Source organism: Ensifer sp. Root31 (assembly GCF_001424825.1).
GTDB classification, from domain to species: domain Bacteria; phylum Pseudomonadota; class Alphaproteobacteria; order Rhizobiales; family Rhizobiaceae; genus Ensifer; species Ensifer canadensis.
Genome location: NZ_LMCO01000065.1, coordinates 154,623 through 179,963 on the forward strand (window position 1 = coordinate 154,623; position 25,341 = coordinate 179,963).

Sequence of the window (25,341 nt, forward strand, 5' to 3'; positions counted from 1 at the left end):
AAGCTCTAGCTTGCCGGCTCCCCATCTTCACGGAGACCGAGCATGCAACACGACGAACACGACGGGCACCGACATGATCACCGCAGCGTGACCGCCAGTCCCTCGAAACCCGAAAGCATGTCACTCAACTGTCTCGCGCTCTCTGCCACGGTGCATTGCCTGACAGGATGCGCCATCGGCGAGGTGCTCGGCATGGTCATCGGCTCGGCGCTTGGTTGGGGCAATGTCCAGACCATTGCACTCGCCGTCTTCCTTGCCTTTGTCTTCGGCTACGGCCTGACCATGTTTCCGCTGCTGAAGGCAGGCATGCCGTTCGCGGTGGTCCTGAAGCTGGCGCTTGCCGCCGACACGGCGTCCATCGTCATCATGGAAATCGTCGACAACGCCCTGATGCTGTTCATCCCCGGAGCGATGGATGCAGGCGTAACGTCTCTCCTCTTCTGGGCGAGCCTTGCGGTCGCGCTCCTTGTTGCCGGGGCCGCCGCGTTTCCCGTCAATCGCTGGCTGATTGCACGTGGCAAGGGTCACGCCGTCGTGCATTCGCATCACCAGCACTGAGCATTTGAATGCGATGCCTTGCTGCATGAAGAAATGTTTCAAACCGCCCTTGACCTTCCCATCGTTGGAAGCCCCATCTTCCGATAAAAGAAAAGGAAAAGGAGCACGATCATGGGATCCGTGACCACCATCGAAACGAAGAGCGCCGTAGCAATCGCCGGCAACGCCCTGACGGCCAGCATACCGGTCGAGGGAATGACCTGTGCCTCGTGCGTCGCGCGCGTCGAGAAGGCCATCCGAGCAGTCCCAGGGGTGACATCCGCCTCTGTCAACCTTGCCACGGAACGGGCCGATGTCAGGTTCGATGGATCGACCAAGACCGCCGACATCGTCAAGGCAATCGAAAACAGCGGCTATGGCGCCGCTGAGGAATCGATCGAGCTGGCAATCGAAGGTATGACCTGCGCCTCCTGTGTCGCCCGTATCGAAAAGGCATTGAAAGCGGTGCCCGGCGTCGCTGACGCCAGCGTCAACCTGGCGACCGAGCGCGCCTCGGTGCGCCTCACCAAGGGCATTGCAACAGTCGCCAGTCTCGAAGAGGCCGTGCGCGCCGCCGGTTATGACGCCAAGCGCATCACCGGCGATGCGAACACCGATGAGGAGGCCGAAAAGCGCGAGCGCGAAAGCCGGCGTCTCAGCCGCGCGTTGCTGGTTGCCGCAGCCTTGACGCTGCCGATCTTCGTCCTGGAAATGGGCTCGCACTTCATCCCGGCCGTGCACGACTTCGTCATGATCAATATCGGCATGCAGGAGAGCTGGTATCTGCAGTTCGTGTTGACGACGCTCGTGCTCTTCGGCCCGGGCTTGCGCTTCTACCAGAAGGGCATACCGGCCCTGTTGCGTCTCGCGCCCGACATGAATTCGCTCGTCGCCATCGGCACGGCCGCCGCCTGGGGCTATTCGGTCGTTGCCACCTTCGCATCTGGGCTTTTGCCCGAGGGCACGGCCAACGTCTATTATGAAGCCGCGGCCGTCATCGTGACGCTGATCCTGCTCGGTCGGGTGCTTGAAGCCCGCGCCAAGGGCCGCACCTCGGAAGCGATCAAGCACCTGATGGGCCTGCAGGCAAAGACGGCGCGCGTCGTTCGCGATGGGGAAACGATCGAGATTCCGCTCGCCGACGTGCATGCCGGCGACACCGTGCTGGTGCGCCCCGGCGACCGCGTGCCAGTCGACGGTACCGTTGTCGATGGCAATTCCTACGTCGACGAATCGATGATCACCGGCGAGCCGGTTCCCGTCGAGAAGATCGCCGGCGCCGACGTCGTCGGCGGCACCATCAACAAAACAGGCTCCTTCACCTTCCGCGCCACCAAGGTCGGTGCCGACACTGTGCTTGCCCAGATCATTCGCATGGTCGAACAGGCCCAGGGCGCCAAGCTGCCGATCCAGTCGCTGGTCGACAAGGTGACGGCCTGGTTCGTTCCGGCCGTCATCGCCATGGCAGTCCTTACTTTCGCGATCTGGCTCGTCTTCGGCCCGGATCCCGCGCTGACCTTCGCGCTCGTCAACGCCGTCGCGGTGCTGATCATCGCCTGCCCCTGCGCGATGGGCCTAGCGACCCCGACCTCGATCATGGTCGGCACCGGTCGTGCCGCCGAGATGGGTGTGCTGTTCCGCAAGGGAGAGGCGTTGCAGACACTGCGCAATGCCGAGATCATTGCCGTCGATAAGACGGGCACGCTCACCAAGGGTCGCCCGGAACTGACCGATCTCGACACGTCAGCCGGTTTTGAGCGCAGCGAGGTGCTTGCACTCGTCGCCGCCGTCGAAACCCGATCGGAACACCCGATCGCCGAGGCAATCGTCGAAGCGGCGAAGTCCGAAGGCATCGCCATTCCGACCGCCGCGAACTTCGAGGCTGTTCCCGGATTCGGCGCGAGCGCCACGGTGAATGGGCGGAGCATCCATGTCGGCGCCGATCGGCTGATGACCCGGCTGAAGCTCGACGTCTCGGTGTTTGCCGACCAGGCAGCCCGCCTCGGGTCGGAAGGCAAGAGCCCGCTCTATGCAGCAATCGACGGCAAGCTTGCCGCCATCATCGCCGTTGCCGACCCGATCAAGGAAACGACGCCGCAGGCGATCCGCATGTTGCACGATCTCGGTCTCAAGGTGGCGATGATTACCGGCGACAACCGCCGGACGGCCGAAGCGATCGCCGCCAAGCTCGGGATCGACGAAGTGATCGCCGAGGTGCTGCCCGACGGCAAGATTGCTGCTCTGAAGCGCCTGAAGGCAGACGGTCGCGCCGTCGCCTTCGTCGGCGACGGTATCAACGATGCGCCTGCTCTTGCCGAAGCCGATGTCGGACTTGCGATCGGTACCGGCACCGATGTCGCGATCGAAAGCGCCGATGTTGTGCTGATGTCCGGCGATCTCCTGGGCGTGCCCAACGCGATCGCGCTGTCGAAGGCAACGATCCGCAACATCAAAGAAAACCTGTTCTGGGCCTTTGCCTATAACGCGGTCCTGATCCCGGTTGCAGCGGGCGCGCTTTATCCGCCCTATGGCCTGTTGCTGTCGCCGATCTTCGCCGCCGGTGCCATGGCGCTTTCCAGCGTCTTCGTGCTCGGAAACGCGCTTCGGCTGAGGGGTTTTCGCGGCGTCGTCGCGCAAACGCCAGCGGCGCGATAACATCAAAGCCTCTCCCCGGCGGGACACGCCCGCATGGCGTCCGCCGGGGAGAGTTCCTATATTCGACATGAATGCCCGCGCTCTGCGCGCCTCTTGAAAGGTGAAGCCATGAACATCGGCGAAGTCGCACGCGCCTCCGGCGTCTCGACGAAGATGATCCGCTATTACGAAACGATCGGCCTCATTCCTCCGGCCGATCGCAGCGAGGCCGGCTATCGCAACTACGGCGACAACGACGTCCACACCCTGCGCTTCATCCGCCGCTCCCGCGATCTCGGTTTCACCGTCGAGCAGATGACCGACCTCTTGACACTCTGGCGCGATCGTTCGCGCGCCAGCAGTGAGGTGAAGAAGATCGCGCTCGAACACGTCGATATCCTCGAGCGCAAGGCGGAGGAGTTGAAGGCTATGAGCCGGACGCTCAAGCATCTGGCCGCCAACTGCCACGGCGACGGACGACCGGATTGCCCGATCCTCGACGATCTCGCCGACATGGCCAACGAACCGGGCAAGGCCCTCGAGCCCGCGCGCTTCGGCCCGGCCGGCATCGACCCGGTCCGCAATCGCCGACAGGCCTGAAGACCGAAACTGACCGAGGCTCACGCATTCGTGAGCCTCGGTCCCGCCGGTAGCATTGACAGGAATCGACAGCGTTTCTACGGATTGATGATGGAAAAGGTACGAACTGCATATCAGCGTCTGCTGACGATGCTCAAGCTGGTGACGATGCTGTCGCTGGCTGTGCTGCCCTTTTCCAGCGCCGCCGGCATGACCCATGTCGCATCACACACAGCCATGCAGATGCACGCGGCGATGCAAAAGCACGCGGCGATGCAGACAGATGCCTCGGTCGATATCAGTGCCTCAGCGCTGAACGAGCATTGCCCAAGTGCCGAAAGCGGCAAGGCAAAACCCATCGGCGATAGCAGCAAGGCCGACAAGAAGGATTGCTGCAAGACCTTCTGTGCGTCCGTTGCCGTTCTTGCCGACGCCGGTGAAGCCCGCTTCGGTCTTCCACGCTCCGCTTTAAGCTTCGGCCTGCAGTCGCAACTCAGCCCAGGCGAGCCCGCTGGTCTGCATCGCCCTCCAAGAGCCTGATTTCGTGAACAGCTGACCGCACGCGCGGTCTTGGCCTGCCCGGCTTTGCCGGTCGGACGCCGATATCCATCATTCACATTTCAGGTTGAACCATGAAACGTCTGTTTCCCATGGCGCTCCTGCCCATCCTTTTGGGCGGATGCGCCACCACGATGCCTGCCGAGGTCACAAGCCTCGCCGATCCCTCGCAAAGTTCCACTGGCGCCGGCGGTCAGGCTTACCGAAGCCCTGTTGCCGGCTATGTCCACCGTGAGCCTGTCGGTCCAAAACGCTGGGTGCCGCTCAACGACGCCCAGTCTCCCGCCAAGGGAGGCGCATCATGAGCAGGCAAAGGTTCAAGCTCGCCGCGATCATCGGCTTGCCGCTGGCGCTTGCCGGCTGCACCACAACCGCAGAATATTCGGCAAAGGACGCCGGCTTTACCGCGGTCGAGGCCAAGGTCAGCGCAGGCACTGCGAAGAGAAGCGTCTGGATCCAGAACCGCGAGCAGGCCGCAAAGGCTGAAGCACAGGTGAAAGCCCTGCTGGCACGCAAATCGGTCGATGCCGACACCGCCGTGCAGATCGCGCTTCTCAACAACAGGGGCCTGCAGGCCGCCTATGCGGATCTGGGCGATGCGTCGGCGGATGCCTGGCAGGCAACGATGCTCCTCAACCCGACTGTTTCGATCGGTACCACCGGGATCGGGGCGCCGGAGCTTCAAGCCTATCGCGCCATTGAGGGGCTGATCACCACCAATATCCTGGCGCTAATGACGCGGGAGAAGACCATCGCCGTTGCCGACACCCGCTTTCGCCAGGCGCAACTTGCGGCGGCCCTTCGAACGCTTGCGCTTGCGGCAGAAACCCGGCGCGCATGGGTCGAGACGGTTTCGGCCTGGGAAACGGTCGGGCAGCTCAACCGGGCGCAGGCCGCAGCCGACGCATCCTCCGAACTCGCCGCCAAGCTGGGCGAAACCGGTTCTATGGGCAAGGGTGACCAGGCACGCGAGCACGTCTTCAATGCCGAACTCGCCGGCCAGGTGGCGCAAGCCCGGCTTGCGGCACGACTTGCCAAGGAAAGCCTCACCCGGAAAATGGGTCTCTGGGGAGCGGACGCCGACTACCAGGTCCCGAACCGACTGCCCGACCTGCCGAAGACCCTCGCCCACCGGAACAGCATCGAGGGCGAAGCGCTCAAGCGCCGTGTCGACCTGCAGATGGCCCGCCTCGAGCTTGAGGCCGTGGCAAAGTCCTATCGGTTGACCGACGCGACACGCTTCGTCAGCGAACTCACGCTCGTCGCAGGGGCAGAAGCCGAGCGCGAACGCGAAGACGGGGACACCAAGGTCGAGACCACCGGCCAGGGTGAGTTGGAGTTCTCCATCCCGATCTTCGACACCGGCCAGGCGCGCTTGCGCAAGGCGGAACTGGCGCATATGCGCGCTGCCAACCTGCTTGCCGAGAAGGCCGTCAACGTCCGCTCGGAAGCTCGCTCGGCCTATCAGGCCTATCGATCGCGCTACGATATCGCCAGACATTATCGCAACAACGTCGTGCCCTTGCGCAGCAAGATCGAGGAAGAGGCCACCCTCAGCTACAACGGCATGATCACCAGCACCTTCGAAATGCTCGCCGACACGCGCGCCAAGGTGGACTCGGTGATCCTCTCCATCAACGCCAAACGCGATTTCTGGCTGGCGGACGCCGATCTGATGACGGCCATCCATGGCGGCGGGGAAGAAGGCACTGCGGTCGAAACCGCCGCTCCTGCCGCAGCGGATGCGGATTGAAAGGAACGATGACCATGTTCAACAGACGACAAATCCTCGGTGCCGGCGCGGCACTCGTTTCTACCACCGCCTGGGCGCAAACCTCGACATCCGGCCTGCCGGAGGCGGCAGGCATGGACAACGCCGCCACCCAGAAGCCGCTCGTGCCGACGAGCGGGCCGGACTACAACCCGGTCGTTACGCTCAACGGCTGGACGCTGCCGCACCGGATGAACAACGGCGTCAAGGAATTCCATCTCGTCGCCGAACCGGTGGAACGCGAGATGGCCGACGGCATGACCGCCTATCTCTGGGGCTATAACGGCCAGTCTCCCGGGCCGACGATCGAGGCGGTCGAAGGCGACCGGGTGCGCATCTTCGTCACCAACAAGCTGCCGGAGCACACGACGATCCATTGGCACGGCATGATCCTGCCTTCGGGGATGGATGGCGTCGGTGGACTGTCTCAGCCGCATATCCCTGCGGGCAAGACGTTCGTCTACGAGTTCGATCTCGTGAAGTCCGGAACCTTCATGTACCACCCGCACGCCGACGAGATGGTGCAGATGGCCATGGGCATGATGGGCTTCTTCGTCATTCACCCGAAGGATCCGGCCTTCATGCGGGTCGACCGCGACTTCGTCTTCCTACTCAACGCCTATGACATCGACCCCGGCACCTATGTTCCGCGCATCATGGAGATGACGGACTTCAACATGTGGTGCTGGAACAGCCGCATCTTCCCGGACATCGATCCGTTGGTTGTTGCCAAGAACGACCGGGTGCGGGTGCGCGTCGGCAACCTGACGATGACCAACCATCCGATCCACATGCACGGCTACGATTTCGAAGTGACCTGCACCGATGGCGGCTGGGTTCGCCCGGAAGCTCGGTGGCCGGAGGTCTCGATCGACATCCCCGTCGGCGCCATGCGCGCCTACGAGTTCGACGCCAAGTACGAAGGCGATTGGGCGATCCATTGCCACAAATCGCACCACACGATGAATGCGATGGGCCACGACATCCCGACCTTCATCGGCGCCGACAAGACCCAGGTCGCGGCCAAGATCCGCAAGATCAAGCCCGACTACATGCCCATGGGCACGGCCGGGATGGCCGACATGGGCGAAATGGAAATGCCGCTTCCCGACAACACCATCCCGATGATGACGGGCTGGGGCCCGCACGGCGCGTTGGAGATGGGCGGCATGTTCTCGGTGGTGAAGGTGCGCGAAGGCATCTCCGCCGGCGATTACAGCGACCCCGGCTGGTACGAAAACCCGCCGGGAACGCAGGCCTGGGAATGGACCGGCGCGTTGCCGGAAACCAACCGGGCAACCGATGCCAAGACAATGATCACGCCGCCGCCCGCAAAAAAGGGCTGACCGCAATGACCTCTTCCAAAACAACCAAGGAAACAAAGATGAAGACGACACTTTTCGCGCTGGCGTTCCTCGCCGCTTCCTCGCTCGCCTCGCCGATGCTGGCCAGCGGCTCTCACCCCGGCGGTCATGATGTCATGTCGGTCGGCAAACCGGGCGACGCCAAGAAGGCGACCCAGACCGTACGCGTGACGATGAAGGAAACCGACGACGGCAAGATGATCTTCACGCCGGCAAGCATCAAGGTCCGCCAGGGGCAGACCGTGCGCTTCGCCATCAAGAATGTCGGCGAACTCGAACATGAGTTCGTGCTCGACGACAAGGCGCAGATTCAGGAGCACAAGGCCGCGATGGAGAAGTTTCCGGACATGGAACACGCTGATCCGAACGCCATCCGGCTCGAGCCCGGCAAATCCGGCGAGATCGTCTGGACCTTCACCAACAACGGCACGTTCCAGTTCGCCTGCCTGGTCCCCGGCCACTACGACGCCGGCATGCATGGGCCGCTCGAAGTCGTGAAGAAATAACTGTAACCCACTGAAAGGATGACACTATGAAAACGCTCCTCACATTGTTTGCCGCTCTCGCCATCGCCGCTTCCGCGCAGGCTGCGGAATTCACCAAGGGGACGGTCAAGAAGCTCGACGCCTCGGCCAAGAAGGTGACCATCGCCCATGAAGATCTCAAGAACCTCGACATGCCTGCGATGACCATGGTGTTCCGGGTCAAGGATGATGCGATACTGGCCAAGCTCAAGGAAGGCACTGCGATCGAATTCGTCGCCGACCGGGTCGATGGCAAGCTCACTGTGACCGAGATCAAGTAATCCAATGTCCAAGGCCCGGTATAACGACAATTCCGGGCCTTGGACGACGAGGCCGAACTGAAAAGAAAGGAGCGTCCGATGATGGACCTCAACCGCAGACATTTCATCGCCGGTGCGATCATGGGCATGACGATGCTCACGGCCGGTGTGGCGATCGCAGCAGGCCCGATGACGATCTACAAGGATCCGCAATGCGGCTGCTGCGAACAATGGGCGGAAGCCATGGAGGCAGCAGGCTTCAAGGTCGATATCCGCGACGAAGCCGACATGACGCCGATCAAGTCCCGGCTCGGCGTGCCGGCCGACATGGAGGGGTGCCACACCGCCGTCATCGACGGTTATGTCGTAGAAGGGCATGTGCCGCTTGAGGCAGTACAGAAGCTTGTGTCCGAAAAGCCGGACATTGCTGGCATTGCCGTGCCCGGCATGCCCGCAGGTTCGCTTGGCATGGGCAACGATCCGCAGGCGTCCTACGACGTCTACACCATCGCCAAGACCGCCGGCACTGCTGCGACCGTCTATTACGAGGTCCGGCCGGCGCAATAGCGCGGGCACTTTATCGGCGATAAGGCTCAGGCGGCGCGCCAGGCGCCGTCTTCCCCTCGGGCCAGCAACGGCGTGCGGAACACACCGACCACGCACTCCGGCCAACGCGGCGCAAGATCGGCCAGAGGCTGTCGCCAACGCTCGGTCTGCAGCATGGCTGCACCGATTGCGATCGGCTCGACGCCGCAAGTCTCCATCAGCGTCAAGCCGGCAACGATCGACGTGCCGCTGGAGATGACGTCGTCGACGAGCACAACGCGCTTGCCCTCAAGCAGCGGCAGCATGCGCGGATCGACGTAGAGCCGTTTCTTCTGGTCGGGCGTGGTGATCGACGACAGCGGCACAGAGAGATCGTCGACATACCAGAATTTGCGCGACGTTCCGAGCGGCACGTAACGGGCATGGCCGAGCTTGCGGGCGACGGCAGCTGCGAGGGTCAGCCCCAGCGTCGGCAGACCGGCGATGACATCCGGTTTTAACGGCGCGAGCCTGGTGGCCAGTTCCGTTGCCAGCGCTTCTTCGACCGCAAAACTCGCCTGGTTGATGATCAGCGAGGCCAGCGCGTGTTTGCCATCGGAGAGCTGCCGGATCGGCAACAGGATCTGGCGACCGTCTTCGAGAGTTGCCGGGAAGAAATCCCGATAACCGCTTCCAGTATCGAAACTTTTCGGCGGGAACACATCCTGCCAGAATTCATGCGGCTGCATCGGTACTGTCCTCTTCTGCGCCACCAAGGCTTCGAACGAAAGGCAATGAAAACGCCGGCGCACTGTTCTGGTTCCGGCGGTTTTCGTCTATACCGTTTACCACTTCGATCAAACCGAAAGGGCGCCCCGGCAGACGCAAATCTGGGGAATTCGACGGCCCTTCTCCGACAGACATGCAAGGAACTGCCAGACAATGCGCGTGCCAGATGGGATCACCAACGATCTGCCCTTCCTCACCGAATTCCGTCGTGATCTCCACGCCCATCCGGAGCTTGGCTTCGAGGAGGTTCGCACAAGCGATCTGGTCGCGAAACTGCTTGAAGAAGCCGGGCTTAAAATCCACCGGGGCCTTGGAAAAACCGGTGTCGTCGGCACGCTGCAGATCGGCAACGGCACCCGCTCCATCGGCCTTCGCGCCGATATGGATGCCCTCGCCATGCCGGAGTTGGCCGAGCGGCCATACAAATCGAAGGAAGCCGGCAAGATGCATGCCTGCGGCCATGACGGCCACACCGCCATGCTGCTTGGCGCCGCCCGCCATCTCGCCAGGACGCGCAATTTTTCCGGCACGGTGCATTTCATCTTCCAGCCGGCCGAAGAAGGTCGTGGCGGTGCCAAGCGCATGGTCGAGGATGGCCTCTTCCGGCTCTTCCCCTGCGACGCGGTTTACGGCCTGCACAACATGCCCGGCCTTCACCCCGACGAGATGGCCGTCGTCGCCGGACCGCAGCTCGCCTCGTCCGACAGCTGGCGGTTGACTTTCCGCGGCGTCGGCACCCACGGCGCCAAGCCGCATCTCGGCCGCGACCCGGTGACGGCAGCCGGCACGTTCCTCGCCTCACTGCAATCGATCGTCGGCCGCGTCGTCGATCCGCTACAGCCGGCCGTCGTCAGCGCCTGCTCCGTTCGCGCCGGCGACCCGAAGGCGCTCAACGTCATTCCCGATACGGTCGAGATCGGCGGCACGGCGCGCGCCTACACGCCTCCTGTTCGCGATCAGCTCGAGGAAGAGATCGGCCGGCTGGCGCGCGGTACGGCCGAGATGTATGGCATCAAGGTCGACTACGCGTTCGAGCGTCGCATTCCGCCCGTGGTCAATGACGCCGGCGCCAGCGAACGCGCCCTTTCGGCAGCCCGTGCCGTCTTCGGCGAAAAGACCCGCACGCAGTTTCCGCCATCGACCGCCGGCGACGACTTCGCCTTCTTTGGTCTCGAAGCTCCCGGCTGCTACGTCTGGCTCGGCAACGGACCCGCCGTCGACGGCGCACTGCACCACAACACGGCCTATGACTTCAACGACGACGCGATTGGTCCGGGCACCACCTTCTGGACGACATTGGTGGAACAGGAACTGAGTGCTTCGGCCGGCCTCTGAACATGTAACGCCGTCGCTCAGAATGTCCGCTGCTCCGAAACGTCGCGCCCCTTCGGTAGAGGCCGGTGGTTGCCGAAGGGGTCAGCGGGGCGTCAATCGACGCCTGAGCATGATGACAAAGCTTGAGAATGCCTGGTTGACGAAAGGCTCGCTCAGTTCTGCCTCATTCCTGCCCCGTGCCGGAGCGAGCTGACGTCCGTCAGGTCAAAAGACCGTTCAGCCCAAGGACTTGGGCTGGCCAGATTCCTGTGACAGGCACAGGAATGAAGGAGAATTTGGCTAACGCCGAGCCTTCCTTACTCCTCGTACTGACGTTGTCAGCAGTCTGAGGGCGACAATCGTCGCCGTGCTTGATGCCTCAGAGGACTTCGAGCACCGGATTTTCGAGAAGCTTTCCGGTTAGCACATCGGCGATGCCGCGATCGGTCTGGTGCGGCCCTGCATTGCAGGCAAGCGTTGCCCCGAAGCAGGCCTTGAAGACGAGGTAAGGCGGCTGCCAATCGACGATCCGCCCGACAGCATCGCGCAGGGCGGCAAAGCCGGCAGACACATCGGCCAACGGTGCATCGGAGACGAGGCCGCAGAGCGGCAACGGCAGGACCGCGTCGATCTTGCCCGCCGATGCGACAGCCATGCCGCCACCGGCGGCGATGACGGCATTGGCCGCCTCCATGATGTCGCGGGCATTGCCGCCGAAGACTGTCAGGTTGTGGCTGTCGTGTGAAACGGTGGTCGCGAATGCACCGCGCCACTCTCCCCAACCGGTAAGCAGGCCGACGCGCGGCTTGCTGTCGGCGCGGCCGTGGCGATGAGCGACGGCGATCAACGTTGCGCCTTGCGGCGGAACGACGAAGCCATTCTCGACCGCGGCCAGAACCTCGCCCCACTGCGTGAAGCGCGGGCGATCGACCGTAGCGACCCTCACCTTTGAACCGGTCGACGCAATGGCGAAATCGGTCTCGCTCAATGGCTCGATTTTCATGGTGCCGGCAAGCGCTTCTACATTGGTCCTCGGCAGGGCATCGATCATCCGTCCGGCAACGGCGACCTGTTTGCCGCCGGCGATCACGGCACGGGCCTCGAGATCGGTAAGATCCTCGAAGATCACGATATCGGCGCGCCGTCCGGGGGCGATGAGGCCGAGGTCGGCACGGCCGAGGCGGGTCGCGGCGTTCAGCGTCGCGGCGCGAAGCGCCCATTCGGGCCTTAGGCCATAGCGCACGAGCCGCCGCACGACGTCGTCGAGCCCACCCGAGCGATCGAGATCATCAGGAAAGACATCGTCAGTGCAAAGCGTCACGGTTTGCGGCAGATGGCCGAGTGTATTCAGCGCCTCGACGAACTCGGGCAATAGGTGATCGTGCGAGCCGCGCAGTTCGATCGAGAGCCCGGCGCGAAGCTTGGCCATCAGGTCGTCCGAAGAAACCAGTTCGTGGTCCGAGCTGACGCCCGCGGTCACGAATGCCTGCAGGTCCGCACCGGCAAGGCCGCGCGCGTGGCCGTTGACCGGCTTGCCCGCGGCAAGCCCTGCCTGGACGATTGCGTGCATGCGCGGATCGCCATCGATAACGCCGCGCATGTTCATCATCTCGGCGATGCCGCCGATCTCGGGCCAGGAAAGCATCGTGGCGATGGCATCGGCATCGAAGTCGGCGCCCGCCAATTCCAGGCCAGGCGCTGATGGCACGCTGGAAGGCGCCAGCAGAACGCAGCGCAACGGCAGGTCCACGATGGCGTCTGCAGCCCAGCGAACGCCGGCCATGCCGCAGACATTGCCGAATTCGTGCGGGTCCCAGACTACGGTCGTGACGCCGCGCGGCAGCACCGCATTGGCATAGGTTGCGGGCGTGACCATCGAGCTTTCGACATGCATGTGCGTGTCGATCAGGCCCGGCAACAGGAAGGCGCCGGAGGCCTCGACCATCGAGGCGGCGTCGCTGCGGCTACCGGGGGCATGCACGCTGGCGATCAGCAGACCGACAAGGCCCACATCGGCAGCGCGCCTTTCACCGGTGACCATGTCGACGACGACGCCGCCGGTGATGAGCATATCGAATGCGTCCGCACCCCGTGCCGCGGCAACCGCGCGCGTGCGCAGCGCCGGATCCATCAGGTCCATCGGTTCCTGCAGACGCGTCACTTGGCGGCTTCCTTCATCAGGGCGCCGAGGATTTGCGCGCGCGCCGTTTCCGCATGCACGTCAGTCGCATACTCGGCATTGAAGGCTGCGTGGCTTTCACGCATCTCGACCACGGTGCGCCCACGCGTCAGCGAGCCTGCAAGCTCCGCATCGATGCGCGCCTTGCGGAAGGAAATCGCCCCCGGATTGACGAATGCAACCGCAGCGGTCGGATCGTAGATCGCCATGCCCGGCCGGCCGCGGCTGGTACCAATGGACACATAGCCGGACAGCAGATCGGCGATCAGCGTGGCATTGACACCGCCCGTGGCACGAATGGGTGCAATATCATCGGGATAGGCGAAGACCTTGCGGCAAAGGTCGAGGTCGACCATGCGCAGCGGCAATTCGTGCGCCAGCACGATCGCCAGTGCTTCCGGGTCGGCGAAAGCGTTGAACTCGGCGGAGGCCGTATGGTTGCCGCTGGTCACGCCACCGCCCATCCAGGTCAGGTCGGTGATCTTCGCGGCCAGATCCGGGCGGGCAAGGCAGAGCGCGGCAAGGTTGGTCAGCGGCCCGAGCGCCAGGATACGACGCGGTCCCTCGGCTTCCTCCAACCAGCGGCAGAGCGCGGCGAAGGCGTCGCTCGTCGGCAGCGGCGGGGCCGCCGGAAGCGTCAGGCCGACGGTCGGCATGCCGGTTTGCCCGAGGATCCGCTCCGCGGTTTCGAGCTTGCCGAGCACCGGCAAGGCGCGGCCCTCATGGATGGGAAACGACCAGCCGAATGCCATCGCCGCACTCGCTGCATTGCGCTTGACCTGCTCGAGCGGCGTGTTGCCGAACACGAGCGAGATGCCGTCAATCGTCTCATTGGCATGGAGAACGACGAGCACCGCAGCGATGTCGTCGAAACCCATATCCGTATCGATCCAGATGCCCATTACTGATTACCCGAACCGCTCGAGCCGGGCCGCCTTGGCGACCGGCAAATCGAAGGTAAGTTCCGTGCCCGGCTGATGCGCGGCGAGGCCGGCATCCTCCTCGGCCTTGATCGCGCCGAGCGGCGTATCGAGCAGGTATTCGCGTGTGCTGCCTGAGAAAGAGGCTCCGCGCACAGTGCCTTGGAAAGGACCAGAACCAAGGGTCACCATGCGCGGACGCCACGCAAGCCCTGCCGTGTCAGGCGGCAGGGATTCGGAAAGGGCGATCGGGCCGTTTGCGGCTTTGAGCTTGCCGCGTTCGACCGCAAAAATGTTCTCGAAGCCGACGAAGTCGGCAACAAAGCGGGAAACCGGACGGTTGTAGATATCCTCGGGCGTGCCGATCTGCTCGATGGCGCCGTTGAGCATCACCACGATCCGGTCAGCAAGCGACAGCGCCTCGCCCTGATCGTGCGTGACGAAGATCATCGTCACGCCAGTTTCCTTCTGCACACGCTGCAGCTCGGTGCGCATCTCCAGCCGCAGCCGGGCGTCGAGGTTCGACAACGGCTCGTCGAGCAGCAGGACCTTCGGTTCCATCACCATCGAGCGGGCAAGCGCGACGCGCTGCTGCTGGCCGCCGGAAAGCTCGGCCGGCTTGCGCGTGGCGAACTTCGACAAGCCGACGGATTTGAGGCCGGCGGTCACACGCGTCTCGATGTCGTTTGCCGGCTGCTTCTTCAGGCGCAGGCCGAAGGCGACGTTTTCGAAAACCGACAGATGCGGAAAAAGCGCATAGGACTGGAAGACGAGCCCGACCGAACGCTTGTTGGCGGAAACCCGCGTGATGTCGACACCGTCGAGGCTAATGCGGCCCGAGGCGGGCGTCAGCAGCCCGGCAATCGAGCGCATCGTCGTCGTCTTGCCGCAGCCGGATGGACCGAGGAACGCCACCAGTTCGCCCTTGCGGATCGACAAGTCGAGATCCTTCACCGCAACGGTATCGCCATAGGCGAGCGTGAGTTTTTCGAGGCTGAGGAAGGAAGCGTCAGACATAGCGGGAAAATCCTAGGAAGCGTTCGGCAAGGAAAACGATGCCGATGGACATGAAGGCGAGCAGCGCTGAAAGAGCGGCCACCGACGGGTCATAGGTGATCTCCATATAGGAGAGCATGTCGATCGGCAGCGTGCGAACGCCAGGACCGGACAGGAACAGCGAGACCGGCACCTGGTTGAAGCTCGTGACGAAGCCGAGAATGAAGGCGGCGAGAATGCCGCTGCGAATATTCGGCATCACCACCCGGAAGAAGGCTCCGGCGCGCGAAGAGCCGAGCAGCACTGCCGCTTCCTCGATATCGGAGCGCAGATTGTTGAGGCTCGCTGAGACGACACGCACAGCATAGGGCAGCACCAGCGCCGTATGCGCAAGGAAGAGCGCCAGCGTGATGTTGAAGCCGAAAGGTACGACGATATAGCGCAGCAGCGCCAGGCCGACGATGATACCAGGCACGATGATCGGCAACGACACGATCGTGCGGATGGTTTCGCCGAAGGGCAGCTTGTAGCGCGAAAGCGCGTAGGAAGCGGGAATGCCAAGCACCAGCGCCATCGCGGTACCACCGATGGCAAGGAACATCGACACGGCGAAGCTTTCACGGAAGCTTTCGACGGTGAAGACCTTGGCGACCCATTTCAGCGAGAAGCCCTGTGGCGGGAAAGCCAGGGTCTCGCCGCCCGACAGTGATGCCGCGACGATGATGAAGAACGGCCCGATCAGGAAGGCGATCACCAGAAACAGGACGAGGGGAGAAAAGACGCGGGGGGTCATCGCTTGTTCCTCGCGGTGGCGAGCCGTTTCAGGAGTAGATTGGCGGCAAAGCTCATGACGATCAGGATGAAGGCAATGACGCTCGCCGAGACGAAATCATTGGCGACGGTGACGCGCTGGTAGAGCAGCGTCTCGAGCATCAGCACCTTGGAGCCACCGAGGATTGCCGGGGTGATATAGGCAGTCAGCGAACCGGTGAAGACCAGGGTACCGCCAATGACGAGACCTTCCTTTGTGAGCGGAAGAATGACCTTCCAGAACACCTGGAACCAGTTGGCACCCAGCACGCGCGCCGCCGGAATGGCATCCTTCGGCATGTTCTCGAGCGCGCTGATCAGCGACAGGATCATCAGCGGCAGGAACAGCTGCAACAGGCCGATAAACACGGCTGTCTCGGTGAAGAGAAAGCGGATCGGTTCGTCCGAAAGGCCGATGAGCTGCAGCGCCTGGTTGACGATGCCGGTGCGCCCGAGAATGACGATCCAGGCATAGGTGCGGGCGACCGACGAAATCATAAGCGGCAGCACGACAAGGCCGATCATCTGCCCCTTGCTGCGCGGTGAAAGATTGACGATCGCAAAGGCAGCGGCGTAGCCGAGCACGGCCGAGACGGCAGTCACCATCAGACCGAGCCGGAACGTGCGCAGGAAGACCGTGCGGTTCAGCGGGTCGGTGAAGAAATCGACATACGCTGTAAGCGACCAGCTGTCGGCGCTGCGAAAGCCTTCGGCGAGCAGAATGACGACGGGCGCCAGAAAGACGATCGCCGCAAAGACCGCCGCCGGCAAAGCGAGCGCCAGTGCCTCGGCGCGGTTCTGAAACATCCCTGGTCTTCCTTTCGTCGCGTTCATTCACTGCGGGATCGGCTCAAAGGTTGCCGGCCGACCCGCAAAACTGCCCCCATCACGGCGATGGGGGCGTTTGTCGATGGCTGTTACTGGCCGACCTGGGCGTTCCACTCGGAAAGCCAGGCTTCGCGGTTGTCGAGAGCGACGGCCGACGGAATGAGCTTGAGGCTCTTCACGGTTTCCTCGCCATAGGTGAGGTTTTCAGCGATTTCCGGCGCGACCTTGACGTCCTTGTTGGCCGGGCTGTCGACCAGCTTTTCGGCAAGTGCCGTCTGGATTTCGGTCGAGAGCCAGAAGTCCATGAATTCCAGCGCCAGATCCTGGTTCTTGGCACCCTTGGTCAGAACCATGACGTTCATGCCGCCCGTCTGGCCTTCCTTCGGCGTCGCCCACTTGATCGGCAGGCCGAGCTTGGTGAAACCCTCCCAGGAGAAGCGACCGATAGGTGCTGCCCAGATTTCTTCCTGCTGCATCAGCTGCACGAGCTGCGAAGACTTGACGTAGAACGTGACGATCTCGTCCTTCTTCGCGCCGACGGCGGCGATGGCTTCCTTCAGATCCGGCGTATTCTTGCCGATCGCCTCACCGACCATGTAGAGCGCTGGCGGGCCCTGGTTTGTGGTGACGTTCGGGAAGGCGACATGGCTGGCATTCTTCTCGTCGAGCAGGTCGGCCCAGGAGTTCACTTCCATCTTGTCGGATCGGTAGACGATCGACGTTGCGTAAAAGGTGTAGCCGACGCTCATGCCGTCGCCGTTCGGGTCCTTGGCAAGGTCGTAGAGCTTGTTGAAGTTCGTGAGCTTCGTGTTGTCGATCTTTTCGATCAGGCCGGCGCGCGAGGCCGAAAGAGCGTCAGCCATGGAGACGACGGCCATATCGACGACCGGACTTGCCTTGTTGGCCTCCATCTTTGCGAGGCGCTCAACGCTGTTGCCGGTCTCGACGACCAGCTTGCAGCCGCATTTGGCTTCGAAGGGCGTGTAGACCAGTTCCTTGAAAGCGTCCTGGGCAAAACCGTAGACGGAAATGGTCAGCGTCTTTTCCTGGGCGGAAGCGGCATGTGCAGCGACGAGTAAAAGCGCGCTGGAGGCGAGCAGGATCTTCTTCATGGCTGGTGTTCTCCTTCGGGGGCTGAGGTTCTGGCGTCGGCAATCGTACTTGCGTTGGCGATCGTCTGGGCAGGCTGGAACTGTGTTCTAGGCGGCGCGGCGCTCGACTGGCGCACGACCAGCTGCATCGGCACCTCGGCGTTAGCGGCGGTCACCGGTGCGCCGATGGCGGCATCGGTCGGGTCGCGCTCGCCGATCGCTTTTACAAGTGCTTCGACGGCAATCGCGGCGATCCGCGTCATGTCCATGCGCGCCGTGGTCAGTGCCGGCGTTACCACAGGCGACCAAATGAGATCGTCAAAGCCGGTAACACTTGCTCTCTCCGGAACGTTGATGCCGGCGCGCTGCAGTTCGGTCAGCGCCCTCAGCGCATGAAGATCGGAGACGCAGGCAAAGGCGGTAAAACCTTGCGCGACCTTCTCGGCAAGGCCGAGCGGACAGCCCTTGCCCTGCTCGCGCTCGAGCGGTTCGATCCACAGGGTTTCGACGAATGCGTCCTCGGCAAGCGCCGAGCGAATGCCGCCGATGCGGTCATTCTGCACGTTGGAGGCCGGATTGTTGCCGATGACGAGCACGCTCCGGTGGCCGAGCGCTTTCAGATGCTCGGCGATCTGGCGGCCCCCGCCCCAATGGTCGGCGGCAACAGTATTGCCTGGCGTGGACGGCGTATCGATGACCGCCACGGGACAGCCGACATCGGCGATGCGGGTCCCTCGCCGCGGCACGATGACCATGCCGTCGACATCGCGATCAATCAGCCGCTCGATGGCCTTGGTCTGGGTGGTGACGTCCCCACGGGAGTCGGCGATCAGAACGCCGTAACCGGCCGAAGAGGCAGCCAGTTCGATTGCCTGCGCGATCTGCGGGAAGAGCGGATTGGCGATATCGGGAAGCACCAGACCGATGACGGCGGTGCGGCCGGTGCGCAGCGCCCTGCCCGCGAGGCTCGGCACATAACCGAGTTCGGCGGCCGTCGCGCGGATCTTTTCGGCCATTTCGGCAGAGACACGCCCCTTACCGGAGAGCGCGTTGGAGACCGTCGCCGCGGAGACGCCCAGTGCTCTGGCAATCCTCGTCAGTTTTGGTCCGGAACGCGCCAAGGCCGTGGTTTCCGTTATCGGTGATTAAACGATTAATCATGCGATATATCAGAATGCCGCAACTGTCGAATCCTTTTGCCGGCACAGGATGAAATTGTGGATCCAATCGGACCGTGGACTGTGGACAAGCGGCCACCGACTCGCGTCCATTGGTTCAGTCTGAAATGCTGACAGTAAAGCGAAGCGGTCAAATGCCACCTGTTCACCGACATCACTTAACGGCCCCAGCAAAACCCTGCAGGATACCATCATGACGTTTCAGCGGAGGCGCCGGATCGTGCGGCGCCAGCGAACCGGGACCGCGCTTCTCGTGGTCGCGCTCATTTCCTTTCTGGCCGGAATGACCGACGCCATCGGCCTGCTGACAGTCGGCGACTTCGTCTCTTTCATGAGCGGCAACACGACACGAGCCGCGACAGCCGTCGCCGAAGGCAACATCCTGCGGTCGCTCATCCTTCTCGGCTCGCTCGCGGTCTTCGTTGTCGGCAATGCCATGGGAACGATCGTTTCAAGCAGGTTTCGTGCGGGCGGCGTTCTTTTCGGCGTCACCGTCACCCTCGCCCTTACCGCCGCCGGTGGCGACCACCTGCCGAACGAACTGCGCTTCTATCTCATCGTCCTTGCCATGGGCGTCGTGAACGCCTCTGTCGAGCATATCGAGGGCCTGCCGATCAGTCTCACCTATGTAACGGGCGCCCTGTCCCGCTTCGGCCGTGGCTTGGGCCGGTGGATCATCGGCACAGGCAACATACAATGGACGATCCAGATCGTGCCCTGGATCGGCATGCTTGGCGGGGCGATCGTCGGCGCCATGCTCGAGTACCGCTTCGGACAGCTCTCGCTCTGGGCCCCGACAATCCTCTCCGGTCTGTTGTTCACGCTGGTGTTGATGATTCCGCGGCGGTGGTCGCAGCGATATGCGCAGCGCTGAACCGGCGGGAGCGGCCCTCCGGTTTTAGGAACGCCCTTCGCTTGCCGATGCCAACAGCGGGTGCAAATTTCAACTTCGCCAAACAAAACGAACCAAAATTCCCACTAAATTGGTAGGGAATTTGTATGATGCGCCGCAACCGCCCGATGTGTACATTCGGATGGCAAGCGCGACCTCGCGTGATGAGCATATATGCAGGAGTTAGGGAAATGACTGGCAACACGATCGACTTTGGCAGACTTTCAGGACCGGGCCGGAAAGGCAGGCGTTCGATCCTCGCCACCGCGGCCTTGGCCATGGTTCTGTCAACGAGCACGGCAGCGCTCGCGCAGTTCGCAAACTTCGATCCGGATGCCTCCATCGTCATCGGCTCGCTCTATGAACCGCAGAACCTGGACAACACCGCCGGCGCCGGCCAGGGCATCAACGAGGCGTTCAACGGCAATGTCTACGAGGCCCTGTTCACGCTGACCGACGCGGGCGACGTCGCTCCCGGCCTCGTGGCCGAGCAGGCGGTCAGCGAAGACGGCCTGACCTATACGTTCAAGCTTCGGCCGAACGTGACCTTCCATTCCGGCGACCCGCTGACGGCACAGGATGTGAAGCACAGCATCGAGCGCGTCGTGGCACCGGATTCCAAGAGCTCGCGCAAGAAGAGCCTGGCGACGATCAGCGAGATCCAGACCCCCGACGACCAGACGGTGGTGGTCAAGCTCTCCGCCCGCTCCATCTCGCTGCCCTATAACCTCAGCTACGTCTGGATCGTCAACGACGCGGCGAAGGACCTGAACGCCGGCGAAGATGGCACAGGCCCTTACCGCCTGGACGAATGGCGCCGCGGCTCCTCGCTGGCGCTGACCCGCAATGACAAATACTGGGGCACGGCGCCGACCAATGGCGAAGTCGTCTTCCAGTACTTCACCGATGCCACTGCGCTGAACAATGCGCTCCTGACCGGTGCCGTCGATGTCATCACCAGCGTCCAGAGCCCGGATTCGATCGCCCAGTTCAAGGACAATCCTGATTACACGGTGACCGCCGGCCAGTCGACCACCAAGGAGCTTCTGGCGTTCAACGACAGGGTCGAGCCGTTCAACAACGTCAAGGTTCGCAAGGCCATCGCCCGCGCCATCGACGACAAGAAGCTGCTGCAGTCGATCTGGGGCGAATACGGCACGCTGATCGGTTCCTTCGTGCCGCCGACCGATCCGTGGTACGTCGACCTGACCGGCGTCGATGCCTATGACGTCGAAAGCGCCAAGGCGCTTTTGAAGGAAGCCGGTTTTGCCGATGGCTTCTCGTTCAAGCTTGACACGCCCAACTATGATCCGCATCCGATCGTTGCCCAGTTCCTGCAGAGCGAACTGGCGAAGGTCGGCATCAAGGTCGAAATCAACATCATCACCGCCAACGAGTGGTACACCAAGGTCTACAAGGCGCATGACTTCCAGGCGACGCTGCAGGAACACGTCAACCACCGCGACATCGTGTTCTACGGCAATCCCGACTTCTACTGGGGATACAACAACCCGAAGGTTGTCGACCTGATCAAGGAATCGGAAGCTGCGGCCAACACCGACGAGCAGACCGCCAAGCTGACGGAGGCAAACCGCATCATCGCCGAGGACGCGGCAAGCAACTGGCTTTATCTCTATCCGCAGATCGTGGTTTCGAGTTCCGCCGTCACCGGTTACCCCGTCAACGGCCTGAACTCACAGTTCTTCGCCTACAACATCAAGAAGAGCGGGAACTGATCGCTCGTTTCCCAAGCGATCCGTTATAGTCGCGTACATGTAAGGAGCCCCCGAGCGAGTTGGGGGCTCCCTTTGCCTTGCAGCTGACGGCGATTCATTGCGTCGACAACGCTACGTCAGATCTTTTCCAAGCAACACGACAGTCATGGCGCGCCAAGGACGCATCAGCGTTCGAAACGTGCTGCATCATTGCCTGAAATCGATGAGGATTTAAGGGATTATGCAGTAGCCTCCCGGTTGATTTTATGCAAAAGCCAGCGCTCCGGCCCCGGGTATTACCCCGTCGGACGAAAGGAAGCCGACCATTCTCGCCTATGTCCTGCGCCGCCTCGCCATCCTGATCCTGTCGCTGCTGATCGCCGCGGTGGTGCTGTTTGTGCTCCTGCGCCTGCTGCCGGGCGACCCGGCGAACGCCCTGCTTTCCGTCGGCGCCGATCAGCAGCAGATCGAGGCCGCGCGCGAACAGGTCGGCTCCAACTTACCGCTCTGGGAGCAGTTCCTGCGCTTCGTCGGCAGCCTTGCGCGCTTCGATCTCGGAACGTCCTTCGTCAGCGGCAAGCCCGTTATCGAGGAAATCGCCGCCCGTCTAACCGTAACGGTGCCGCTGGCGCTGCTGGGCTTTGGGCTCGCCGTTATGATCGCCGTGCCGCTCGGGATCGTTTCGGCAGTCAAGGCCAACCGCTGGTACGGCGCGGCCATATCGACCGTGTCGCAGCTTGGCATCGCCATCCCGGTCTTCTGGGTCGGAATCCTGCTTGTCACCGTCTTTGCGGTCAATCTTCGGATCTTTCCGTCGGGCGGTTATCCCCGGCGCGGCTGGCAGAACGAGGGCCAGGTTCTCTATGCGCTCGCGCTGCCGGTGCTGACGATCGGGCTGGTCATGGCCGCCTCGCTGATCCGCTACATCCGATCCGCAACCCAAGATGTTCTCGGCAGCGACTATCTGCGGACGGCGCGTGCGCTCGGCGCCAGTTTCTCGCAGGCGCTGATCCGGCACGGCATTCGCAACGGCGCCGTGCCGATCGTCTCGATCCTGGGCATCGAGCTTGCAACGACCCTGCTTGGCGCGGTCGTGGTCGAGCGGGTGTTCGCCCTGCCCGGCCTTGGCTCGATGCTGCTGCTGGCGATCGAACAGCGCGATTACCCCAACGTCCAGGGCGTGTTGTTCATCTCCACCCTGCTGGTGCTGCTGATCGGCTTTGCCGCCGATCTGCTTCAGCGGCTGATCGATCCCCGCTTGCGCGAACGGGCGACAGGAGCTGCGCCATGACCGCGCTTGACCTTTCGACGGGTAGACCCGCCCGCAGACACTCGCTGTCGCTTTCCATCGGGCTTGCCCTTGTCGGCCTCAATGTCGCGGTTGCACTCCTCACCCTGTTCTGGACACCCTATGACCCGCTCAATGCCTCCGGCGGCCGGCTCGAAGCGCCGTCGCTGCTGCATTGGGTCGGAACGGATCGGCTCGGCCGCGATTACCTGACGCAAATCATGATCGGCGCGCGCACGGCGTTGATCGTCGGTACTGGCGCTGTTGCGATCGGCGCCTCGATCGGCGTGACGCTCGGCATCCTCGCCGCTTTCGCGACGCGCCTGCTCGACGATGTCATGGCCGCCACCCTGGATATTCTGATCGCGTTCCCGACGCTGCTGCTGGCGATGCTGGTGGTCGCGGCCAGCGACAGTGCTAGCCTGTGGTCGGCGACCCTGGCACTTGGCCTGGCGATTTCGGCGATCGTCGCCCGCTTGACGCGGATCCTTGCCAAGCGTGTGCTGCGCCAGGACTACATCGTCGCATCCCGGACCTCCGGCACCTCGTGGCCCGGCGTCGTCGTGCGCCATGTACTGCCCAACATCTGGCCGACGCTCTCGGTGAACTTCGCCTTGCAATTCGGCCTGGCAGTGATCGCGGAAGCGTCGCTCTCCTATCTCGGCCTGGGCGCACCGCCGCCGAACGCATCCTGGGGCAGGCTGCTGCAGGAGGCACAGGGCACGGTCTATACCGCCCCCGTCGGCGCGATTGCACCCGGCATTGCCCTCGTCGCACTGGTCATTGGCATGAACCTGCTTGCCGACGGCCTGCGGGACGTCGGCGACCCGACACGCGGGAGATCGCGATGAGCGCCTTGCTTTCCGTTCAGGGCCTGACCGTCCGCGCTAGCGGCAAGACATTGGTCTCGGACCTGTCGTTCTCCATCGGCTCCGGCGAGCGAATGGGACTGATCGGCGAATCCGGCTCGGGCAAGTCGATGACCGCTATGGCCATTACCGGCCTTTTGCCGGCGAACATCTCCGTCACCGGCTCGATCGTGCTCGATGGCCAGGAGGTGGTCGGCACTGAAGACAAGCGCCTGAACCGGCTGCGCGGGGTCGCAACCGCCGTCGTCTTTCAGGAGCCGCTGACAGCCCTCGATCCGCTGATGAGAATCGGCAAGCAGATCGCCGAGCCGGTGCGCCGCAGGCTCGTGCGCGAACAGGGACGCGCGACGCGTTCAGCGGTCGACCGCGAAGTGCTCGACCTGCTCGACAAGGTCGCCCTGCCGCAACCGGAGCGCATTGCCAACGCCTATCCGCACGAAGTGTCGGGCGGCCAGCGCCAACGTGTTGCGATCGCCATGGCGCTTGCCTGCCGCCCAAAACTTCTGATCGCCGACGAGCCGACGACCGCGCTCGACGTCACCACCCAGGCCGAAATCCTCAAGCTGCTCGACGGGCTTGTGCGTGAAACGGGAATGGCGCTGCTCTTCATCAGCCATGACCTGCCTGTTGTTGCCGAAGTGGTCGAGCGTGTGATGGTGCTGCGCGACGGCATCGCGCTTGAAGAGGGCGCCGTTGTCGACGTGTTTAGCAACCCGTCGCACGACTATACGCAGACGCTTGTCGATGCCGCGCGCATGTTCGACGAGGCCCTTGGACGGACGGGATCGTGATGCTGGACCTGCAGAATGTGAACTTCGGCTATTCCCGTCACCGCAAGATTTTGAGCGACGTGTCGTTCAGCGTGCGCGCCGGCGCCAGCGTTGGACTGGTGGGCGAGTCCGGTTCGGGCAAGACGACACTGCTGCGGCTGCTGCTCGGTCTGGAGCGGCCCACGAGCGGCACGATCCGCTTCGGCGACGATGCACTCGATCCGGCCGATGGCGCGTTCATGCGCCGTTACCGGCGCGCGGTGCAGCCGGTGTTCCAGGACCCCTATTCGTCGCTCGATCCTCGCCAGAAGGTGCTCGACATCATCGCTGAGCCGCTGCAATCGCTGCGCATCGCTGAGCCGCTGCAATCGCTGCGCATCGCCGGTCCACGCAAGGATGCGGTGGCGCAAGCCCTGGAGGCTGTGGGCCTGCCGCTCGATGCCATGCAACGCTACCCGCACGAATTTTCCGGCGGACAGCGCCAGCGCATCGCGATTGCGCGCGCAATCGTCGCCCGTCCACAGATCATTCTTGCCGACGAAGCCGTCAGCGCTCTCGACCTGTCGACCCGCATCCGGATCGTCGAACTGTTCAAGACGCTGTCGGCAACGCTGACGCTGGTGTTCGTTTCGCACGACCTTGGTGTCGTCGCATCGCTTTGCGAAGAGATGGTCATCCTCGAAAAGGGACAGGTGGTCGAGAGCGGCAAGACGCGCGATATCCTGACGGCGCCCCAGCATCCCTATACACAGCGGTTGCTTGCCAGCATTCCGCGCATGCCGGCCTGAGCGCTTCGGTCACTCACGAATCTACCGTTAGCGACCCCCTCACCAACGAACAAAGTACCTTGATCTAGAACAACCTCCCGTCGAGCGGAGTTGCCCATAGTGCCGCCGGCCGCAGATTCCCTGCCGCCGCATGCCCTGAATGGCAATTTTCAACTTCTTCTG

25 protein-coding genes are annotated in these 25,341 nt (G+C 63.0%); 17 read left to right on the forward strand and 8 right to left on the reverse strand.

The window, feature by feature from the left end; genetic code table 11:
* Positions 1–42: 42 nt before the first annotated feature.
* The 10 genes from ASD00_RS33700 to ASD00_RS33745 all read left to right on the forward strand — a co-directional run bounded on the left by ASD00_RS33700 (position 43) and on the right by ASD00_RS33745 (position 8,794).
* On the forward strand, positions 43–558 hold the full coding sequence (locus ASD00_RS33700; protein WP_057211269.1) for a DUF4396 domain-containing protein: 516 nt from the start codon (positions 43–45) through the stop codon (positions 556–558).
* Positions 559–669: 111 nt separating this feature from the next.
* A complete protein-coding gene (locus tag ASD00_RS33705; RefSeq protein WP_082523802.1) occupies positions 670–3,192 on the forward strand; it encodes a heavy metal translocating P-type ATPase in 2,523 nt (840 codons plus the stop codon).
* A gap of 108 nt (positions 3,193–3,300) precedes the next feature.
* Complete coding sequence (gene cueR / locus ASD00_RS33710) at positions 3,301–3,771, forward strand: Cu(I)-responsive transcriptional regulator (protein ID WP_025428581.1); 471 nt, start codon at positions 3,301–3,303, stop codon at positions 3,769–3,771.
* Between the two features lie 90 nt (positions 3,772–3,861).
* On the forward strand, positions 3,862–4,290 hold the full coding sequence (locus ASD00_RS33715; RefSeq protein ID WP_113567519.1) for a hypothetical protein: 429 nt from the start codon (positions 3,862–3,864) through the stop codon (positions 4,288–4,290).
* A 92-nt stretch (positions 4,291–4,382) separates the two neighbouring features.
* On the forward strand, positions 4,383–4,613 hold the full coding sequence (locus ASD00_RS33720) for a hypothetical protein (RefSeq protein ID WP_063963374.1): 231 nt from the start codon (positions 4,383–4,385) through the stop codon (positions 4,611–4,613).
* Entirely contained in the window at positions 4,610–6,061 is a 1,452-nt protein-coding gene (locus tag ASD00_RS33725) for a TolC family protein (RefSeq protein WP_057211275.1), read from the forward strand. Before ASD00_RS33720 ends, ASD00_RS33725 begins: the two co-directional genes overlap by 4 nt.
* A gap of 14 nt (positions 6,062–6,075) precedes the next feature.
* Entirely contained in the window at positions 6,076–7,425 is a 1,350-nt protein-coding gene (locus ASD00_RS33730; RefSeq protein ID WP_057211386.1) for a copper oxidase, read from the forward strand.
* A gap of 38 nt (positions 7,426–7,463) precedes the next feature.
* Complete coding sequence (locus tag ASD00_RS33735) at positions 7,464–7,949, forward strand: plastocyanin/azurin family copper-binding protein (RefSeq protein WP_057211388.1); 486 nt, start codon at positions 7,464–7,466, stop codon at positions 7,947–7,949.
* A 26-nt stretch (positions 7,950–7,975) separates the two neighbouring features.
* On the forward strand, positions 7,976–8,248 hold the full coding sequence (locus ASD00_RS33740; RefSeq protein WP_057211277.1) for a copper-binding protein: 273 nt from the start codon (positions 7,976–7,978) through the stop codon (positions 8,246–8,248).
* Between the two features lie 120 nt (positions 8,249–8,368).
* Positions 8,369–8,794 carry a DUF411 domain-containing protein gene (locus tag ASD00_RS33745; protein ID WP_225906303.1) on the forward strand — a complete coding sequence of 142 codons (426 nt, stop codon included), beginning with the start codon at positions 8,369–8,371 and terminating at the stop codon, positions 8,792–8,794.
* Positions 8,795–8,820: 26 nt separating this feature from the next.
* On the opposite strand, the gene ASD00_RS33750 is transcribed toward ASD00_RS33745, so the two are convergent.
* Entirely contained in the window at positions 8,821–9,501 is a 681-nt protein-coding gene (locus tag ASD00_RS33750) for a phosphoribosyltransferase (protein ID WP_057211279.1), read from the reverse strand.
* 193 nt (positions 9,502–9,694) lie between these two features.
* Here ASD00_RS33750 and ASD00_RS33755 point away from each other — a divergent pair, with 193 nt between their 5' ends.
* On the forward strand, positions 9,695–10,876 hold the full coding sequence (locus tag ASD00_RS33755; protein WP_057211281.1) for a M20 aminoacylase family protein: 1,182 nt from the start codon (positions 9,695–9,697) through the stop codon (positions 10,874–10,876).
* A 358-nt stretch (positions 10,877–11,234) separates the two neighbouring features.
* On the opposite strand, the gene ASD00_RS33760 is transcribed toward ASD00_RS33755, so the two are convergent.
* From ASD00_RS33760 to ASD00_RS33790, 7 genes are all read right to left on the reverse strand, one after another.
* Positions 11,235–13,016: an adenine deaminase C-terminal domain-containing protein gene (locus ASD00_RS33760; RefSeq protein WP_156585917.1), complete on the reverse strand. Its 1,782-nt coding sequence runs from the start codon at positions 13,014–13,016 to the stop codon at positions 11,235–11,237.
* The gene (locus ASD00_RS33765; protein ID WP_057211283.1) at positions 13,013–13,936 is read right to left on the reverse strand and encodes a nucleoside hydrolase; all 924 of its coding nucleotides are present in this window, start codon (positions 13,934–13,936) and stop codon (positions 13,013–13,015) included. Before ASD00_RS33765 ends, ASD00_RS33760 begins: the two co-directional genes overlap by 4 nt.
* 6 nt (positions 13,937–13,942) lie before the next feature.
* Positions 13,943–14,971 (reverse strand): ABC transporter ATP-binding protein, encoded by a 1,029-nt coding sequence (locus tag ASD00_RS33770; RefSeq protein ID WP_057211284.1) that lies wholly within the window; start codon positions 14,969–14,971, stop codon positions 13,943–13,945.
* Positions 14,964–15,743: an ABC transporter permease gene (locus tag ASD00_RS33775; RefSeq protein ID WP_025428568.1), complete on the reverse strand. Its 780-nt coding sequence runs from the start codon at positions 15,741–15,743 to the stop codon at positions 14,964–14,966. The genes ASD00_RS33770 and ASD00_RS33775 overlap by 8 nt, the downstream gene beginning before the upstream one ends.
* Entirely contained in the window at positions 15,740–16,567 is an 828-nt protein-coding gene (locus ASD00_RS33780) for an ABC transporter permease (protein ID WP_025428567.1), read from the reverse strand. The genes ASD00_RS33775 and ASD00_RS33780 overlap by 4 nt, the downstream gene beginning before the upstream one ends.
* Before the next feature lie 110 nt (positions 16,568–16,677).
* Positions 16,678–17,700 (reverse strand): ABC transporter substrate-binding protein, encoded by a 1,023-nt coding sequence (locus tag ASD00_RS33785; RefSeq protein ID WP_025428566.1) that lies wholly within the window; start codon positions 17,698–17,700, stop codon positions 16,678–16,680.
* Positions 17,697–18,800 (reverse strand): LacI family DNA-binding transcriptional regulator, encoded by a 1,104-nt coding sequence (locus ASD00_RS33790; RefSeq protein ID WP_082523803.1) that lies wholly within the window; start codon positions 18,798–18,800, stop codon positions 17,697–17,699. Before ASD00_RS33790 ends, ASD00_RS33785 begins: the two co-directional genes overlap by 4 nt.
* 250 nt (positions 18,801–19,050) lie before the next feature.
* Between ASD00_RS33790 and ASD00_RS33795 the strand changes: the two genes are divergently transcribed.
* The 6 genes from ASD00_RS33795 to ASD00_RS33820 all read left to right on the forward strand — a co-directional run bounded on the left by ASD00_RS33795 (position 19,051) and on the right by ASD00_RS33820 (position 25,179).
* The gene (locus tag ASD00_RS33795) at positions 19,051–19,731 is read left to right on the forward strand and encodes a YoaK family protein (RefSeq protein ID WP_025428564.1); all 681 of its coding nucleotides are present in this window, start codon (positions 19,051–19,053) and stop codon (positions 19,729–19,731) included.
* A gap of 209 nt (positions 19,732–19,940) precedes the next feature.
* Positions 19,941–21,485, forward strand: a complete 1,545-nt coding sequence (locus ASD00_RS33800) for an ABC transporter substrate-binding protein (RefSeq protein ID WP_057211286.1) — start codon at positions 19,941–19,943, stop codon at positions 21,483–21,485.
* 319 nt (positions 21,486–21,804) lie between these two features.
* Positions 21,805–22,755 carry an ABC transporter permease gene (locus tag ASD00_RS33805; protein ID WP_256435857.1) on the forward strand — a complete coding sequence of 317 codons (951 nt, stop codon included), beginning with the start codon at positions 21,805–21,807 and terminating at the stop codon, positions 22,753–22,755.
* Entirely contained in the window at positions 22,752–23,603 is an 852-nt protein-coding gene (locus tag ASD00_RS33810; protein WP_057211290.1) for an ABC transporter permease, read from the forward strand. Before ASD00_RS33805 ends, ASD00_RS33810 begins: the two co-directional genes overlap by 4 nt.
* Positions 23,600–24,412, forward strand: a complete 813-nt coding sequence (locus ASD00_RS33815; protein WP_025428560.1) for an ABC transporter ATP-binding protein — start codon at positions 23,600–23,602, stop codon at positions 24,410–24,412. Before ASD00_RS33810 ends, ASD00_RS33815 begins: the two co-directional genes overlap by 4 nt.
* Positions 24,406–25,179: an ATP-binding cassette domain-containing protein gene (locus tag ASD00_RS33820; RefSeq protein ID WP_057211292.1), complete on the forward strand. Its 774-nt coding sequence runs from the start codon at positions 24,406–24,408 to the stop codon at positions 25,177–25,179. The genes ASD00_RS33815 and ASD00_RS33820 overlap by 7 nt, the downstream gene beginning before the upstream one ends.
* Positions 25,180–25,341 lie beyond the last annotated feature (162 nt).

Coding starts and splice junctions, on each gene's coding strand:
- ASD00_RS33785 (WP_025428566.1), bottom strand. CDS start 17,700: ATGAAGAAGATCCTGCTCGCCTCCAGCGCGCTTTTACTCGTCGCTGCA.
- ASD00_RS33740 (WP_057211277.1), top strand. CDS start 7,976: ATGAAAACGCTCCTCACATTGTTTGCCGCTCTCGCCATCGCCGCTTCC.
- ASD00_RS33775 (WP_025428568.1), bottom strand. CDS start 15,743: ATGACCCCCCGCGTCTTTTCTCCCCTCGTCCTGTTTCTGGTGATCGCC.
- ASD00_RS33780 (WP_025428567.1), bottom strand. CDS start 16,567: ATGTTTCAGAACCGCGCCGAGGCACTGGCGCTCGCTTTGCCGGCGGCG.
- ASD00_RS33725 (WP_057211275.1), top strand. CDS start 4,610: ATGAGCAGGCAAAGGTTCAAGCTCGCCGCGATCATCGGCTTGCCGCTG.
- ASD00_RS33755 (WP_057211281.1), top strand. CDS start 9,695: ATGCGCGTGCCAGATGGGATCACCAACGATCTGCCCTTCCTCACCGAA.
- ASD00_RS33715 (WP_113567519.1), top strand. CDS start 3,862: ATGGAAAAGGTACGAACTGCATATCAGCGTCTGCTGACGATGCTCAAG.
- ASD00_RS33765 (WP_057211283.1), bottom strand. CDS start 13,936: ATGGGCATCTGGATCGATACGGATATGGGTTTCGACGACATCGCTGCG.
- cueR (WP_025428581.1), top strand. CDS start 3,301: ATGAACATCGGCGAAGTCGCACGCGCCTCCGGCGTCTCGACGAAGATG.
- ASD00_RS33815 (WP_025428560.1), top strand. CDS start 23,600: ATGAGCGCCTTGCTTTCCGTTCAGGGCCTGACCGTCCGCGCTAGCGGC.
- ASD00_RS33745 (WP_225906303.1), top strand. CDS start 8,369: ATGGGCATGACGATGCTCACGGCCGGTGTGGCGATCGCAGCAGGCCCG.
- ASD00_RS33700 (WP_057211269.1), top strand. CDS start 43: ATGCAACACGACGAACACGACGGGCACCGACATGATCACCGCAGCGTG.
- ASD00_RS33705 (WP_082523802.1), top strand. CDS start 670: ATGGGATCCGTGACCACCATCGAAACGAAGAGCGCCGTAGCAATCGCC.
- ASD00_RS33735 (WP_057211388.1), top strand. CDS start 7,464: ATGAAGACGACACTTTTCGCGCTGGCGTTCCTCGCCGCTTCCTCGCTC.
- ASD00_RS33750 (WP_057211279.1), bottom strand. CDS start 9,501: ATGCAGCCGCATGAATTCTGGCAGGATGTGTTCCCGCCGAAAAGTTTC.
- ASD00_RS33730 (WP_057211386.1), top strand. CDS start 6,076: ATGTTCAACAGACGACAAATCCTCGGTGCCGGCGCGGCACTCGTTTCT.
- ASD00_RS33770 (WP_057211284.1), bottom strand. CDS start 14,971: ATGTCTGACGCTTCCTTCCTCAGCCTCGAAAAACTCACGCTCGCCTAT.
- ASD00_RS33720 (WP_063963374.1), top strand. CDS start 4,383: ATGAAACGTCTGTTTCCCATGGCGCTCCTGCCCATCCTTTTGGGCGGA.
- ASD00_RS33795 (WP_025428564.1), top strand. CDS start 19,051: ATGACGTTTCAGCGGAGGCGCCGGATCGTGCGGCGCCAGCGAACCGGG.
- ASD00_RS33800 (WP_057211286.1), top strand. CDS start 19,941: ATGACTGGCAACACGATCGACTTTGGCAGACTTTCAGGACCGGGCCGG.
- ASD00_RS33810 (WP_057211290.1), top strand. CDS start 22,752: ATGACCGCGCTTGACCTTTCGACGGGTAGACCCGCCCGCAGACACTCG.